Source organism: Streptomyces sclerotialus (assembly GCF_040907265.1).
Classification (GTDB): domain Bacteria; phylum Actinomycetota; class Actinomycetes; order Streptomycetales; family Streptomycetaceae; genus Streptomyces; species Streptomyces sclerotialus.
Genome location: NZ_JBFOHP010000002.1, coordinates 4130896 through 4146248, shown reverse-complemented (window position 1 = coordinate 4146248; position 15353 = coordinate 4130896). Strand labels below are relative to the sequence as shown.

Genomic DNA, 15353 nt, shown 5'->3' with positions numbered 1-15353 from the left:
GCCGACCTGTGACATCCCCTAGGGGGTTCCCGGCGGGGAGCGAGGAGCGCGCGGGTCAGCCGGCCAGGAAAGCACCGAACTGCGGTCGGCCCGTGGTGGGCACGCCGACCGCGCTCGGGGAGACCGAGCGGGCGCCGGTGGTCCCGATGCGGGTGCCGTCGGACGGCAGGGAGACGACCGAGCCGTTGCCGTCGTTCTCGTAGCCCGCGCCGACGGTCAGGTCGGCCTTGCCGTCCCCGTCGACGTCGGAGAGGAAGACCTCGCCGCCGAAGAAGTCGCTGGTCTCGGAGGTGCCGGGGACGCCCGGGACGTCCTGGTGGAAGTACTGCACGCCATGGGCGGTGTCGATGCCGGAGGCGGAGCCGCGCAGCACGGTGACCGCGCCGGTGTCGGTGACGCCGTCGATGTCCTCGCCGCCCGAGCCGATGGCCAGGTCCTGCCTGCCGTCGCCGTCGATGTCGCCGAGTGAGACCCCGTACCCGAAGACGTCACCGCGCTCGGAGTTGCCGGGCACGGCGCCGGTCTCCTGGGTGATGGTGTCCATCCGGGTGGTGGGCCCGCTCGCCGAGCCGTAGATGACGTTGACCTTGCCGCCCTTCGTGCTCCCGGGCACGGTGTCGTCCCAGTGCACGCCGGTGACCAGGTCGCCGTACCCGTCGCCGTCCGTGTCCCCGATGGCGGTGATCAGGCCGGCGGGCAGCTTGCGCATGCCGGAGCCGGAGGGGCCGGAGGACGAGCCGGGCAGGAAGTAGTTGGCGTTGTAGTAGTTCTCGCCCTGCGGGGTGTCCTGGAAGCCGTCGACGACCAGGTCCGTGCGGCCGTCACCGTTGACCTGACCCGCGGTGAGGCGGAAGATCCCGGCGTCGGAGCCGCTGAGGATCGGGAGGGTGACGGCCGACTTGGCGGCCGGGACGCCCGACGTGCTGAAGCCGCCCTTGAGGACGCGGAGGGTCGCCGCCGTGGTGCCGACGGCCAGGTCCGCCTTCTTGTCGCCGTCGAAGTCGCCAGCGGCCAGCGCGTTGCCGAAGGAGTCGTGCTTCGTCGGGGCCGGGTCGGGGACCGTGGCGGCACGCGATATGCCGGACGCCGAGCCCCACAGGATCTGCACGGTGCCGCCGTCCGTGTCGCCCGAGACGTCCTCGCAGGGGGCACCGACGGCGAGGTCCGCGTAGCCGTCGGAGTTGAAGTCGCCCGCCGAGAGGGCAAGGCCGAACCAGTCGTCGGTCTCCGCCGCGCCCGGTACTCCCGCGGTGTTCTGGGTGAAGGTGGCGTGCCGGGCGGCGGACACGCCGTCGGCCGAGCCGTACAGGACGGTGACCGCACCGGCGTTCTTGTGGCCGGCGACGGTGGCGGCGGGGGCCGCCACGGCGAGATCGCGGTAACCGTCGCCGTTGAAGTCGCCCTGCAGGCCGCTGCCGGCGGCGGCAGCGGGGGCGGTGGAGAGGGTGAGCAGACCGCCGGTCAGGGCCGCGGCTGCCGCGGCGGCCAGGGCCGTACGAAGGTGCTTGGGCACGCTGTTCTCCTGCTGCATGCGGGACGCTCGCGCGTCCCGTCCGGATGAAGGCCGTCCACCGTCGTCCGTCACCGGTCGTTTCTTGGGAATTCAGCGGCAGTTGGCGATCACAAGACCCGCGAAGGGGCGTGAGGGTTGCACGCCGCACTCCCGCGCCGAGCCCCCGGCGCCGCGTTCACTCGGTGAAGGCCGCCGTGCTGAACGACACCGCCGGCTCGTCCGCGAAGCCCGCGGCCGTCCCCCGGTGCACCGTGACCGTGTCCCGGTCGTCCGAGACGGTGCGGAGAACCAGGTCGGCCCGGCCGTCGTGGTCGTAGTCGGCCAGCCGGAGCACCGTCGGGCGGGCGCCGGCCGGCATGCCGGGGGCCTTCGGTACGTCCTGTCTCCGGTCCGCGCGGAGTCCGGTGGCCGAGCCGGGCAGGAGCACGGGGCGCGTCGTGCCGCCGGACACGACGAGGTCCGTACGGCCGTCGCCCGTGACGTCCCCCGCGGCCACCGACCGCCCCGCCACCTGGACGGACGCGCTCCGCGGTGCCGCCGTACCGATGCCGTACCGCACGGCGAGCCGGCCGCCTCCGGCGACCGCCGCGTCGACCGAAACGCCGCCGTCGAACCGGCCGAACGCCGCCTCGTACCCCGCCGGCAGCGCGGCGCCCGCCGTGTCCGGCCCCCGCGTGCCGCCCAGCGCCAGCCGGCCCGGCGCGCCGCGGCCCACGGCCCCGGACCGTACGAGCAGGTCGTCGGCGCCGTCGCGGTCCACGTCGACCGGGGACGGCAGCCCGGCGAGCACCGTCCCGGGCACGTCCAGCGGCGCGCCGGCCCCCTTGGGCGCGCCCTTCCGCGTGAACGGGCCGCGCAGGAAGCTGGCCCGGGGCCCGGACGCGGTGACCGCCAGGTCCTGCGCGCCGTCGCCGTCGAAGTCGCCGCAGACCGGCTGGTCGGGCCACTCGTTGCCGAACCTGGCCCGGTCGGGGATGCGCAGCTTCACGGCGCGCGCGGTGAGTCCTCCGGGGGAGCCGAACAGGATCTGTACGGGGACCGGCGGGCGCCCCTGGCCGTCGTACGGCGGGTCCGTGCTGACCACGAGGTCGGTGAAGCCGTCGCCGTCCAGGTCGCAGGCGGCCTCTGCGTCGAACACGGCCGGTTCCACGCCCCCCGTGGGCGCGGCGTGCCGGGCCGGGGTGAGAAGCTGCCGGACAGCCGGGTCGAGGCCTAGGTCCGAGCCGTAGACGATGCCGATACCGGGGTCGTCGTCGTGGCTGTCGTCGGGGTTGAGCAGCGAGTCGAGCACCAGGTCGGGGTGGCCGTCCCCGTTGAAGTCGGTGGCGGTTCCGCTGCCCTTGCCGTGCGGGACGGGCCGGGGCGGCGGGCCGGAAGCGGCGTGCCGGCCCGTGGTCCGGGTGTCCCCGCCGCCCGCCGGGAGCAGGCCGCAGCCGGCCGCAAGCAGTGCGCAGCACAGTCCGGCTCCTGCCGCCCGTGCCGCTCGTGACCCCCGGTACCGCACTTCGCCCCCCAGCGCCCCATCCGTATCCGGCGCCTCATGGTGGCACGGACATACGTCGTGCGCCCGTACGTTCGTCCGGTTTTGGACACCGGCGTGCGGAGGGCCGGGGCGGGGCGGCCGGACGGGAGGTGAACGGCGACGGCCGGCCCCGCGCGAGGCGGGACCGGCCGTCGGAGGGACGTGCGTGGCGGTTACTTCGCCGGCTCGGGCTCCGGCTCGTCGGCGGGCTCCTCCTCGCCGGCCGGGTCGGCCGGGGTCTTGACGGAGTCCAGCAGCAGCTGGGCCACGTCGACGACCTGGACGTTCTCGCTGACCTTGCCGTCGTTCTTCTTGCCGTTGACCGAGTCGGTCAGCATGACCAGGCAGAACGGGCAGGCGGTGGAGACGATGTCCGGGTTGAGGGACAGGGCTTCGTCGACGCGCTCGTTGTTGATGCGCTTGCCGATCCGCTCCTCCATCCACATCCGGGCGCCGCCGGCGCCGCAGCAGAAGCCGCGCTCCTTGTGGCGGTGCATCTCCTCGTTCCGCAGGCCGGGCACCTTGGCGATGATCTCGCGCGGCGGCGTGTAGACCTTGTTGTGGCGGCCCAGGTAGCAGGGGTCGTGGTAGGTGATCAGACCCTCGACCGGGGTGACGGGGGTGAGGCGGCCCTCGTCGATGAGGTGCTGGAGCAGCTGCGTGTGGTGGATGACCTCGTACTCGCCGCCCAGCTGCGGGTACTCGTTCGCGATCGTGTTGAAGCAGTGCGGGCAGGTCGCGACGATCTTCTTCTTGGACTTCGGCTTCCTGGTCTCCGGGTCCTCGTCGTCCTCGCCGAAGGCCGCGTTCAGCGTGGCGACGTTCTCCGCGCCCAGCTGCTGGAAGAGGAACTCGTTGCCCAGACGGCGCGGGGAGTCACCGGTGCACTTCTCGTCGCCGCCCATGATGGCGAAGTTGACGCCCGCGATGTGCAGCAGCTCGGCGAAGGCCTTGGTGGTCTTCTTGGCGCGGTCCTCCAGGGCGCCGGCGCAGCCGACCCAGTACAGGTAGTCGACCTCGGTGAGGTCCTCGACGTCCTTGCCGACGACCGGGACCTCGAAGTCGACCTCCTTGGTCCAGGCGAGCCGCTGCTTCTTGGCCAGGCCCCAGGGGTTGCCCTTCTTCTCCAGGTTCTTCAGCATCGTGCCCGCCTCGGACGGGAACGAGGACTCGATCATGACCTGGTAGCGGCGCATGTCGACGATGTGGTCGATGTGCTCGATGTCGACCGGGCACTGCTCGACGCAGGCGCCGCAGGTGGTGCAGGACCACAGCACGTCCGGGTCGATGACACCGTTCTCTTCGAGGGTGCCGACCAGCGGGCGCTCGGCCTCGGCCAGCGCCTCCTTGGGCACGTCCGTCAGCTGCTCCTCGGACGCCTTCTCGTTGCCCTCCATGTCCTTGCCGCCACCGGCGAGGAGGTACGGGGCCTTGGCGTGCGCGTGGTCGCGCAGCGCCATGATCATGAGCTTCGGGGAGAGCGGCTTGCCGGTGTTCCACGCGGGGCACTGCGACTGGCAGCGGCCGCACTCGGTGCAGGTGGAGAAGTCCAGCAGGCCCTTCCAGGAGAAGTGCTCGATCTGGGAGACGCCGAACTGGTCGTCCTCGCCCGGGTCCTCGAAGTCGATCTCCTTGCCCTCGGACGTCATCGGCTGCAGCGCGCCGAGCGCGACGTCGCCGTCCGCCTCACGCTTGAACCAGATGTTGGGGAAGGCCAGGAAGCGGTGCCAGGCGACACCCATGTCGGTCTTGAGCGCGACCGTGATCATCCAGATGAAGGAGGTCGCGATCTTCAGGCCCGCGAAGAAGTAGGTGAGGTTCTGGAGCGTCGAGACGTCCATGCCCTCCAGCCACGCGACCACCGGGTACGAGATGAAGAACGAGGCCTCGTAGCCGTCCACGTGGTGCTGGGCGCCCTCCAGCGCGTGCAGCATGAAGATGCAGACGCCGACGATGAGGATGACGGCCTCGACGAAGTACGCCTGGCCGAAGTTGGAGCCCGCGAAGCGGGACTTGCGGCCCGCGCCGCCCGGCCTGCTCAGCTGCCGGATGACGATCAGCACCAGGATGCCGAGCACCGTCATCGTGCCGATGAACTCGACGAAGACGTTGTACGGCGCCCACTCACCGATGACGGGCAGGAGCCAGTCGGCCTGGAAGAGCTGCCCGATGGCGTTGACGATCGTCAGCAGCAGCGAGAAGAAGCCCACCGCGACGAACCAGTGCGCGGCGCCGACGATGCCCCACTTGTTCATGCGGGTATGGCCGAGGAACTCCTTGACCACCGTGACGGTGCGCTGCACGGGCTCGTCTGTCCGGAGGCCGGCGGGTACGGACTGGCCGAGCCGCATGAAGCGGAAGATCTGCACGATTGCGCGGCCGAACAGTGCGACGCCGACCGCGATTAGGACCAGCGACACGATGATCGCGGCGAGTTGCATGGGGGCTCCTCGGGCCTGCGTGAGCGGGGAATCCAGAAGGTCTCTGTGAGGGACGTGGTGGGCAACTACTAAGCAGTAACTTAGTCAATCCGTGCTGAGGGTACCCACTATTCATGCCGTCCTGTACCGGCTGCGGCGGTGATCTGTGTCGCTGAGGGTGGCCTAAGGGTGCCGTAAGAGCCACGCCCCCGGTGCGGACGCGACACGCCGGAGATGCGCCGGACGTCCGCGCGGGGGAGGGTGGGGGTGTCGGCGCCGCGCCCGTCGTCGGACGGAAGACGCTTCCCTTTCCCGTGAACACCGCGCTGACCTGCACTTATAACGCTGTGCGCAGAACTTCCGCAGGAGACTTGAGCGGAACCGACTCAGGTCCTTTGACAGCGGGAAGTCTCTGGTGCACCCTTGAGCCAGTTCCACTCAATGTCAGCTGGAGGAATCGAAATGGCACGTGCGGTCGGCATCGACCTGGGCACGACGAACTCCGTCGTCAGTGTTCTCGAAGGCGGTGAGCCCACCGTCATCACCAACGCCGAGGGCGCCAGGACCACGCCGTCCGTCGTCGCTTTCGCCAAGAACGGTGAGGTGCTCGTCGGTGAGGTCGCCAAGCGTCAGGCGGTCACGAACGTCGACAGGACCATCCGGTCGGTCAAGCGCCACATGGGCACCGACTGGAAGGTGGACATCGACGACAAGAACTTCAACCCGCAGCAGATCTCCGCGTTCATCCTGCAGAAGCTGAAGCGCGACGCGGAGTCCTACCTCGGTGAGAAGGTCACGGACGCGGTCATCACCGTCCCGGCGTACTTCAACGACTCCGAGCGGCAGGCCACCAAGGAGGCCGGCGAGATCGCGGGCCTGAACGTCCTGCGCATCGTCAACGAGCCCACCTCCGCGGCGCTGGCGTACGGCCTGGAGAAGGACGACCAGACCATCCTGGTCTTCGACCTCGGTGGCGGTACCTTCGACGTCTCGCTGCTGGAGATCGGCGACGGCGTGGTCGAGGTGAAGGCCACCAACGGTGACAACCAGCTCGGTGGTGACGACTGGGACCAGCGCGTCGTCGACTACCTGGTCAAGCAGTTCCAGAACGGCCACGGCGTCGACCTGTCCAAGGACAAGATGGCGCTCCAGCGCCTGCGCGAGGCCGCCGAGAAGGCGAAGATCGAGCTGTCGTCCTCCACCGAGACGACGATCAACCTGCCCTACATCACCGCCTCGGCCGAGGGCCCGCTGCACCTGGACGAGAAGCTCACGCGCTCGCAGTTCCAGCAGCTCACCAGCGACCTGCTCGACCGCTGCAAGACCCCGTTCCACAACGTCATCAAGGACGCCGGCATCCAGCTGTCCGAGATCGACCACGTGGTCCTGGTCGGCGGTTCGACCCGTATGCCGGCCGTCGCCGAGCTCGTCAAGGAGCTGACCGGCGGCAAGGACGCCAACAAGGGCGTCAACCCGGACGAGGTCGTCGCCATCGGCGCGTCGCTGCAGGCCGGTGTCCTCAAGGGTGAGGTCAAGGACGTCCTGCTGCTGGACGTCACCCCGCTGTCCCTCGGTATCGAGACCAAGGGCGGCATCATGACCAAGCTCATCGAGCGGAACACGACGATCCCGACCAAGCGTTCGGAGATCTTCACCACCGCCGAGGACAACCAGCCCTCCGTGCAGATCCAGGTCTACCAGGGCGAGCGCGAGATCGCGGCGTACAACAAGAAGCTCGGCATGTTCGAGCTGACCGGTCTGCCGCCGGCCCCGCGTGGCGTCCCGCAGATCGAGGTCTCCTTCGACATCGACGCCAACGGCATCATGCACGTGACCGCGAAGGACCTGGGCACGGGCAAGGAGCAGAAGATGACCGTCACCGGCGGCTCCTCGCTCCCGAAGGAAGAGGTCGACCGCATGCGCGAGGAGGCCGAGCGCTACGCGGACGAGGACCACAAGCGCCGTGAGGCCGCCGAGACCCGCAACCAGGGCGAGCAGCTCGTCTACCAGACGGAGAAGTTCCTCAAGGACAACGAGGAGAAGGTTCCCGCCGAGGTGAAGACCGAGGTCGAGACCGCCGTCGGCGAGCTGAAGGAGAAGCTCAAGGGCGAGGACACGGCCGAGATCCGTACCGCCACGGAGAAGGTCGCGGCCGTCTCGCAGAAGCTGGGTCAGGCCATGTACGCCGACGCCCAGGGCGCGCAGGCCGCGGGCGGTGCCGAAGGTGCCGCCGGTGGCGAGCAGGCCAAGGCCGAGGACGATGTCGTCGACGCCGAGATCGTGGACGACGAGAAGCCCAAGAAGGACGGTGCCGCGTGACGGAGGAGACCCCGGGCTTTGACGAGAAGCCTGACGTCCCCTCTGACGCCGCAGCCCCTGACGATGCGGCGCAGGGCGCCGGGTCCGCCGACAAGGCGGGCCCGGCCCCGGCCGGGGACGCGAATCAGGACGTCGGTCTGACGGCCCAGCTGGACCAGGTGCGCACCGCGCTGAACGAGCGCACCGCGGACCTCCAGCGGCTGCAGGCCGAGTACCAGAACTACCGCCGGCGGGTGGAGCGGGACCGGGTGACGGTCAAGGAGATCGCCGCGGCGAACCTCCTGTCCGAGCTCCTGCCGGTCCTCGACGACATCGGCCGGGCCCGCGAGCACGGCGAGCTGGTCGGCGGCTTCAAGTCGGTCGGCGAGTCGATCGAGACGGTCGTGGCCAAGCTCGGTCTGCAGCAGTTCGGCAAGGAGGGCGAGCCCTTCGACCCGACGATCCACGAGGCGCTGATGCACTCGTACGCACCGGACGTCACGGAGACGACGTGCGTTGCGATCCTGCAGCCGGGGTATCGGATCGGCGAGCGAACGATTCGCCCTGCGCGGGTCGCGGTCGCCGAGCCCCAGCCGGGGGCACAGCCCGCCAAGTCCGAGGAGAAGTCGGACGAGGAGAGCGGTGGCCCGGACGAGGGCTGACGTGAGAAGCAGGACAGTACGGGAGGAGGGACGTCGGGGATGAGCACCAAGGACTTCGTCGAGAAGGACTACTACAAGGTCCTCGGCGTCCCGAAGGACGCCACCGACGCCGAGATCAAGAAGGCGTACCGCAAGCTGGCCCGGGAGAACCACCCGGACGCCAACAAGGGCGACCCCAAGGCCGAGGAGCGCTTCAAGGAGGTCTCCGAGGCGAACGACGTCCTGGGCGACCCCAAGCGCCGCAAGGAGTACGACGAGGCGCGGGCGCTGTTCGGCAACGGCGGCTTCCGTGCCGGCCCCGGCGGCGCCGGCGGCGGCAGCTTCAACTTCGACCTGGGTGACCTCTTCGGGGGCGCGCAGGGCGGCGCCGGCGGGTTCGGCGGCGGCCTCGGGGACGTCTTCGGCGGCCTGTTCAACCGGGGCGGCGGCGCGGGGACGCGTACCCAGCCGCGCCGCGGCCAGGACATCGAGTCCGAGGTGACGCTCAGCTTCACCGAGGCGGTGGACGGGGCCACGGTCCCGCTGCGGATGTCCAGCCAGGCCCCCTGCAAGGCCTGTTCCGGTACGGGTGACAAGAACGGCACCCCGCGGGTCTGCCCGACCTGCGTGGGTACGGGGCAGGTCAGCCGGGGCGCGGGCGGCGGCTTCTCGCTCACCGACCCGTGCGCCGACTGCAAGGGCCGCGGCCTGATCGCGGAGCACCCCTGCGACGTGTGCAAGGGCAGCGGACGCGCCACCAGCGCGCGCACGATGCAGGTGCGCATCCCCGCGGGCGTCTCCGACGGGCAGCGGATCCGGCTGCGCGGCAAGGGCGCGCCGGGCGAGCGCGGCGGGCCCAACGGCGACCTGTACGTCGTCGTGCACGTCGACGCGCACCCGGTCTTCGGGCGCAAGGGCGACAACCTCACCGTCACCGTGCCGGTCACCTTCCCGGAGGCCGCGCTCGGCGGCGAGGTGAAGGTCCCGACCCTCGGCGGACCGCCGGTCACCCTGAAAATACCGGCCGGGACGCCGAACGGCAGGACGATGCGTGCCCGCGGCAAGGGTGCGGCGCGCAAGGACGGCACCCGGGGCGACCTCCTGGTCACCATCGAGGTGGTCGTGCCCAAGGACCTCGGTGACAAGGCACGCGAGTCGCTGGAGGCCTATCGCCAGGCGACCGCGGGCCAGGACCCGCGATCGGAGCTCTTCCAGGCCGCGAAGGGGGCTTGATGATGGACAGCCGGGGCGGACGGCGCAGTCGTAACCCATATGAACTGACCGATGAGTCGCCGGTGTACGTCATCTCCGTCGCGGCTCAGCTCTCCGGACTGCATCCGCAGACGCTGCGCCAGTACGACCGGCTCGGTCTGGTCTCCCCGGACCGTACGGCCGGGCGCGGCCGGCGGTACTCGGCGCGGGACATCGAGCTGCTCCGGCAGGTGCAGCAGCTGTCGCAGAACGAGGGCATCAACCTCGCGGGCATCAAGCGCATCATCGAACTGGAGAATCAGGTCGCGGCGCTCCAGCAGCGGGTCGCCGAGCTGCAGAGCGCGGTGGAGGGTGCCGCCGCGGCGATCCAGCAGCGGGAGGCGGCGGTGCACGCCAGCTACCGCCGCGACCTGGTGCCGTACCAGGACGTGCAGCACACCAGCGCGCTGGTCGTGTGGCGGCCGAAGCGGTCGTCCGAGTAGCCGCTGTGCCCTGACAGGGCGGGCCGGGGTCTTCGGGCCCCGGCCCGTTCGCGTCCGGGCGCGGGCGCGGAACGGGTCCGGCTGATCCGACCGGGGTGATGACACAGGCTCTCAGCAGCCGTTGTACCCGGCCGTCGGCATCGAGAGCCGGCGGTGCACCCGGGACTTCATCTCCGCGGTGTAGACCGGTTCGGCCCCGTCGGCGGTCTCCAGGCGGACGCCGGCCGCGGCGCAGCGGCCGGTGAACTCCCCGGCGGAGTCGACGGCGTTCTCCAGGGCGCGGCGGTTCGGTACGACGAAGACGTCGACCAGCCCCGCTTCCACGTCCTGCCACAGGGCGCAGTGGTCGGCGCGCAGGTGGTGGAGGCTCAGCCGGCAGGTGAGGCGGTAGGTGCGGTCCTCGGCCCAGCGGGCGCACATCTCGTGCTGGCTGCGGTCGTCCACCAGGAAGGGATCGTCGTCCAGCTCCGAGAGCGGCATCAGGCACGCGATGGCCGTCACTCGCACCGCATTCATCCTGCCCCCCGGGACGTGGCGACTGTGGAGGTGACGATACCCCGCGGGCCGAGCGGGGGGGGCGGTGCTGCGCCGGGGGGCCGATGCCCGCTGTGCAGGGCCGGCGCGGTGGTGCGTGTCCTCAGACCCGTCCCAGCATCTTCGTCACCCGGATCTCGATGACGACGCGCTCGGGGTTGGGCCGCGGCTGCCGCTCGTACCGTACGGCGTACCGGGCCTCCGCGTCGCGCACGTCGGCCTCGTCCGTACGGACCGTCGCCAGCCCCTCCAGGGTCGCCCACCGGCGCCCCTGCATCTGGCAGACCGCGACGCGCGCGCCGCCGTCGCCCCTGGACAGGACGTTGCGTGCCTTGGTGGTGCCCTTGCTCGTGATGACGCGGGCCAGGCCCTGCTCGGGGTCGAACGTCACCCCCACCGGCACGACGTGCGGCGTCCCGTCCGGCCGCATCGTGGTCAGCGTGCAGACGTGCCGCTCCTGCCAGAAGGCGAGGTACGCGGGGTCGGGGTTCTGGAGATCCTGGGCCATGCCTGCACCTTACGGGGCGGTGCGGTGGGGGAGCCGGCGCGGTCCGGCGGCCCGCCGGTCAGAGGAATTCGCCGGTGTCGAGGTCGAAGGAGAAGGGGGCGGGGAGGGGGAGGGGTTTGCCGAAGGGCACCGAGTGGACCTCGACGTAGTCGCCGTCAGCCGGCTCGCTGAACAGAGTGATCGTTGACTTCGTCCGGTCGACGAGGAGGTAGAGCGGAATGCGTGCGCGGGCGTAGGCCTGCCGCTTGGGGCCGCGGTCCTTGTTCGGCTTGCTCGATGTCACCTCGATGACCATCGCGACGCCGTCGCTCGGCATCCATGGCGGAGCGCCCCGGAAAAGGCGCAGCTCACGCGGGGCGATGGTGGCGTCCGGGATCACGTGATCGTCAGCATGGCCTGCCGTACCGGGGAGGACGAGCCCTTTGTAGCCGGAGATCTGCATGTGCGTGCTGGACTCGGCCCTGACCTGGCCAGAGATCAGGTCCAAGTAGTCCTCGTGATCGCCGTCCGTCGGTGGTGACACAACGATCTCCCCCTCGATGAACTCAGGCCGGAACCCCACGGGGGTCTCCAGCTCGAGGAAGTAGTCCAGGAGGGTCTCTTCGTCACTGGCCATCGGCTCCTGTGCCATAGCCGTCATGCTGCACCTCCTTGTCGCGGAAGGCCAGCATGTCGGCTCAGGGGTACCGACGGGCCGATCATCAGAACGGATCACCCGCACGAGTGGAGTGCGGGCCCGGCGGGAACCCAGGCCGCAGCGCCCGGCAAAGGTCGGCGTTTCCGCCTTGAGTGGAATAGACTCAACTTATCGCACGTTGATCCAGGCAAAGGGGCCCGTACGGGGCCGCTGACGTGCAGGCCGGACAAGAGGAGGAGCGCGAGCACGTGGACGCCGAGCTGACCAACAAGAGCCGGGAGGCGCTGAGCGCCGCCAACGAGCGGGCCGTGACCGCGGGCCACGCGGACATGACCGCAGCCCATCTGCTGCTCGCGCTGCTCGCCGGGCAGGACAACGAGAACATCACCGACCTGCTGGCCGCCGTCGGCGCGGACGCGGCAGCGCTGCGCGCCGGGGCCGAGCGCCGGATCGCCGCGCTCCCCAGCATCCAGGGCTCGACCGTCGCCCCGCCGCAGCCCGACCGCGAGCTGCTCGCCGTCATAGCGGACGCCTCGCAGCGCGCCAAGGAGCTGGGCGACGACTACATCTCCACCGAGCACCTGCTCATCGGCATCGCCGCCAAGGGCGGGTCCACCGGCGAGCTGCTGGACCAGCAGGGCGCCTCCGCCAAGAAGCTGCTGGACGCCTTCGAGAAGGCGCGTGGCGGCCAGCGGGTGACCAACCCCGACCCCGAGGGCACGTACAAGGCACTGGAGAAGTTCGGTACGGACTTCACCGCGGCCGCGCGCGAGGGCAAGCTCGACCCGGTCATCGGCCGGGACCAGGAGATCCGCCGCGTCGTACAGGTGCTCTCGCGGCGTACGAAGAACAACCCGGTGCTGATCGGCGAGCCCGGCGTCGGCAAGACCGCCGTCGTCGAGGGCCTGGCCCAGCGCATCGTGAAGGGCGACGTGCCCGAGTCGCTGCGCGACAAGCGGCTGGTGGCACTGGACCTCGGCGCCATGGTCGCGGGCGCGAAGTACCGCGGTGAGTTCGAGGAGCGGCTGAAGACCGTCCTGGCGGAGATCAAGTCCAGTGACGGCCAGATCATCACCTTCATCGACGAGCTGCACACGGTCGTCGGCGCGGGCGCCGGCGGCGACTCCGCCATGGACGCGGGCAACATGCTCAAGCCGATGCTGGCCCGCGGCGAGCTGCGGATGGTCGGCGCGACCACGCTGGACGAGTACCGCGAGCGGATCGAGAAGGACCCGGCGCTGGAGCGGCGCTTCCAGCAGGTGCTGGTCGCCGAGCCGACCGTCGAGGACACCGTCGCGATCCTGCGCGGCCTCAAGGGCCGGTACGAGGCGCACCACAAGGTGCAGATCGCGGACTCGGCGCTGGTCGCCGCCGCGACCCTCTCCGACCGGTACATCACCTCCCGGTTCCTGCCCGACAAGGCCATCGACCTGGTCGACGAGTCGGCGTCCCGGCTGCGCATGGAGATCGACTCCTCCCCGGTGGAGATCGACGAGCTGCAGCGGTCCGTGGACCGGCTGCGCATGGAGGAGCTGGCGCTCAAGAACGAGACCGATGCCGGTTCCGTGCAGCGCCTGGAGAAGCTGCGGAAGGACCTCGCGGACAAGGAAGAAGAACTGCGCGGGCTGACCGCACGCTGGGAGAAGGAGAAGCAGGGCCTGAACCGCCTCGGTGAGCTGAAGGAGAAGCTCGACGAGCTGCGCGGCCAGGCCGAGCGCGCCCAGCGCGACGGCGACTTCGACACCGCCTCCAAGCTGCTGTACGGCGAGATCCCCGGCCTGGAGCGGGAGCTGGACGAGGCCGCCGCCGCCGAGGCCGAGCAGGAGGCCAGCAAGGAGTCCATGGTCAAGGAGGAGGTCGGCCCGGACGACATCGCCGACGTGGTCGCCTCCTGGACCGGCATCCCGGCCGGCCGTCTGCTGGAGGGCGAGACGCAGAAGCTGCTGCGCATGGAGGAGGAGCTGGGCAAGCGGCTCATCGGGCAGACCGAGGCCGTGCGCGCGGTGTCGGACGCGGTGCGCCGTACGCGTGCCGGGATCGCCGACCCCGACCGCCCGACCGGCTCGTTCCTCTTCCTCGGCCCGACCGGCGTCGGCAAGACCGAGCTGGCGAAGGCGCTCGCGGACTTCCTCTTCGACGACGAGCGGGCGATGGTCCGCATCGACATGAGCGAGTACGGCGAGAAGCACTCCGTGGCCCGCCTGGTCGGCGCGCCGCCCGGCTACGTCGGGTACGAGGAGGGCGGCCAGCTCACCGAGGCCGTACGGCGCCGCCCGTACAGCGTCGTGCTGCTGGACGAGGTGGAGAAGGCCCACCACGAGGTCTTCGACATCCTGCTCCAGGTGCTCGACGACGGCCGGCTCACCGACGGTCAGGGCCGCACGGTCGACTTCCGGAACACCATCCTCATCCTGACCTCCAACCTCGGGTCGAACTTCCTGATGGACCCGCTGCTGAAGGAGGACCAGAAGAAGGAGAAGGTGCTGGAGACGGTCCGCTCCGCCTTCCGCCCGGAGTTCCTGAACCGGCTGGACGACACGGTCGTCTTCCACCCGCTCGGCACGGACCAGCTCCAGCGGATCGCGCAGATCCAGATCGCGCACCTGCAGAAGCGCCTCGCCGACCGGCGGCTGACCCTGGACGTCTCGGACGCGGCGCTGACCTGGCTGGCGTGGCTGGGCCAGGAGCCGGTGATCGACAAGCCGGAGCAGGCCGCCTCTTCGGGGCCCGACCTGTCCTACGGCGCCCGGCCGCTGCGCCGCCTCGTCCAGACCGCCATCGGCGACCAGCTCGCGCGGGCGATCCTGGCGGGCGACGTGCACGACGGCGACACCGTACGGGTGGACGTGGACGGCGACCACCTTTCGGTGACGGCGGAGCGGGAGCCGGTGGCGGCGGCCTGACCTGCGCGCGCCCCCGCCGTGCGGCGGTGCCCTCTATCCGGTCCGCCCCGTCCGCTTGCCAGGACGGGGCGGGTGTGGGAGAGGATGGCGGGGACCATACGAAGGGACTTCCACGGTGACTATCGACCCGTCCTCGATTCCGAATTTCGGGGGCCAGCCCGAACCGCAGCCGACGGGGCCGGAGGGTCCCATCGTGCCTGACCAGGACCTGGTCAAGCAGCTTCTGGACCAGATGGAGCTGAAGTACGTCGTCGACGACGAGGGCGACCTCGCCGCCCCGTGGGAGCAGTTCCGCACGTACTTCATGTTCCGGGGTGAGGAGGAGCAACAGATCTTCTCCGTCCGCACCTTCTACGACCGCCCCCACGCGATCGAGCTCAAGCCGAAGCTGCTGGAGGCGATCGACGACTGGAACCGCCGCACCCTGTGGCCCAAGGCCTACACCCACACCCACGACGACGGCACGGTCCGTCTGATCGGTGAGGCGTCGATGCTCGTCGGCACCGGCGTCTCCCTGGAGCACTTCGTCTCCAGCACGGTCAGCTGGATCCGCGCGTCCATCGAGTTCGACAAGTGGCTCGTCGAGCAGCTCGGCCTGGAGGCCGACATCGACGGTGGCGCCGAGAAGCCGGACGACGAGGCGTAAGGCCTCTCGTACGGCACGCGTAAGGGCCCCGGGGCAT

General features: G+C 70.4%; 12 protein-coding genes. 6 read left to right on the top strand and 6 right to left on the bottom strand.

All coding sequences use genetic code 11. From position 1 onward, the window contains the following. Positions 1–55 precede the first annotated feature (55 nt). The 3 genes from AAC944_RS18435 to AAC944_RS18425 form a co-directional block, all read right to left on the bottom strand. Entirely contained in the window at positions 56–1513 is a 1458-nt protein-coding gene (locus AAC944_RS18435; protein ID WP_368396342.1) for an FG-GAP-like repeat-containing protein, read from the bottom strand. A gap of 175 nt (positions 1514–1688) precedes the next feature. Beyond that, a complete protein-coding gene (locus AAC944_RS18430; RefSeq protein ID WP_037773016.1) occupies positions 1689–3017 on the bottom strand; it encodes an FG-GAP repeat domain-containing protein in 1329 nt (442 codons plus the stop codon). 191 nt (positions 3018–3208) lie between these two features. After that, entirely contained in the window at positions 3209–5476 is a 2268-nt protein-coding gene (locus tag AAC944_RS18425) for a (Fe-S)-binding protein (RefSeq protein WP_030621478.1), read from the bottom strand. A gap of 441 nt (positions 5477–5917) precedes the next feature. On the opposite strand from AAC944_RS18425, the gene dnaK reads away from it, so the two are divergent. From dnaK to AAC944_RS18405, 4 genes are read left to right on the top strand one after another with little or no spacing between them, the layout of a single operon-like run. Then, positions 5918–7774: a molecular chaperone DnaK gene (gene dnaK / locus AAC944_RS18420; protein ID WP_030621475.1), complete on the top strand. Its 1857-nt coding sequence runs from the start codon at positions 5918–5920 to the stop codon at positions 7772–7774. Beyond that, complete coding sequence (grpE, locus tag AAC944_RS18415) at positions 7771–8415, top strand: nucleotide exchange factor GrpE (protein ID WP_030621474.1); 645 nt, start codon at positions 7771–7773, stop codon at positions 8413–8415. Before dnaK ends, grpE begins: the two co-directional genes overlap by 4 nt. A gap of 39 nt (positions 8416–8454) precedes the next feature. Then, positions 8455–9627 carry a molecular chaperone DnaJ gene (gene dnaJ, locus AAC944_RS18410; RefSeq protein ID WP_030621472.1) on the top strand — a complete coding sequence of 391 codons (1173 nt, stop codon included), beginning with the start codon at positions 8455–8457 and terminating at the stop codon, positions 9625–9627. A 2-nt stretch (positions 9628–9629) separates the two neighbouring features. Continuing rightward, positions 9630–10088, top strand: a complete 459-nt coding sequence (locus tag AAC944_RS18405; RefSeq protein ID WP_030621470.1) for a heat shock protein transcriptional repressor HspR — start codon at positions 9630–9632, stop codon at positions 10086–10088. Between the two features lie 111 nt (positions 10089–10199). On the opposite strand, the gene AAC944_RS18400 is transcribed toward AAC944_RS18405, so the two are convergent. From AAC944_RS18400 to AAC944_RS18390, 3 genes are all read right to left on the bottom strand, one after another. Then, positions 10200–10604, bottom strand: a complete 405-nt coding sequence (locus tag AAC944_RS18400) for a hypothetical protein (RefSeq protein ID WP_030621468.1) — start codon at positions 10602–10604, stop codon at positions 10200–10202. Positions 10605–10725: 121 nt separating this feature from the next. After that, the gene (locus tag AAC944_RS18395; protein WP_030621464.1) at positions 10726–11130 is read right to left on the bottom strand and encodes a PPOX class F420-dependent oxidoreductase; all 405 of its coding nucleotides are present in this window, start codon (positions 11128–11130) and stop codon (positions 10726–10728) included. Between the two features lie 58 nt (positions 11131–11188). Further along, a complete protein-coding gene (locus AAC944_RS18390) occupies positions 11189–11770 on the bottom strand; it encodes a Uma2 family endonuclease (protein WP_030621462.1) in 582 nt (193 codons plus the stop codon). 245 nt (positions 11771–12015) lie between these two features. Here AAC944_RS18390 and clpB point away from each other — a divergent pair, with 245 nt between their 5' ends. Beyond that, the gene (gene clpB, locus AAC944_RS18385; RefSeq protein ID WP_030621460.1) at positions 12016–14670 is read left to right on the top strand and encodes an ATP-dependent chaperone ClpB; all 2655 of its coding nucleotides are present in this window, start codon (positions 12016–12018) and stop codon (positions 14668–14670) included. A 115-nt stretch (positions 14671–14785) separates the two neighbouring features. Further along, positions 14786–15316: a YbjN domain-containing protein gene (locus AAC944_RS18380; protein ID WP_030621458.1), complete on the top strand. Its 531-nt coding sequence runs from the start codon at positions 14786–14788 to the stop codon at positions 15314–15316. Positions 15317–15353: the final 37 nt, after the last annotated feature.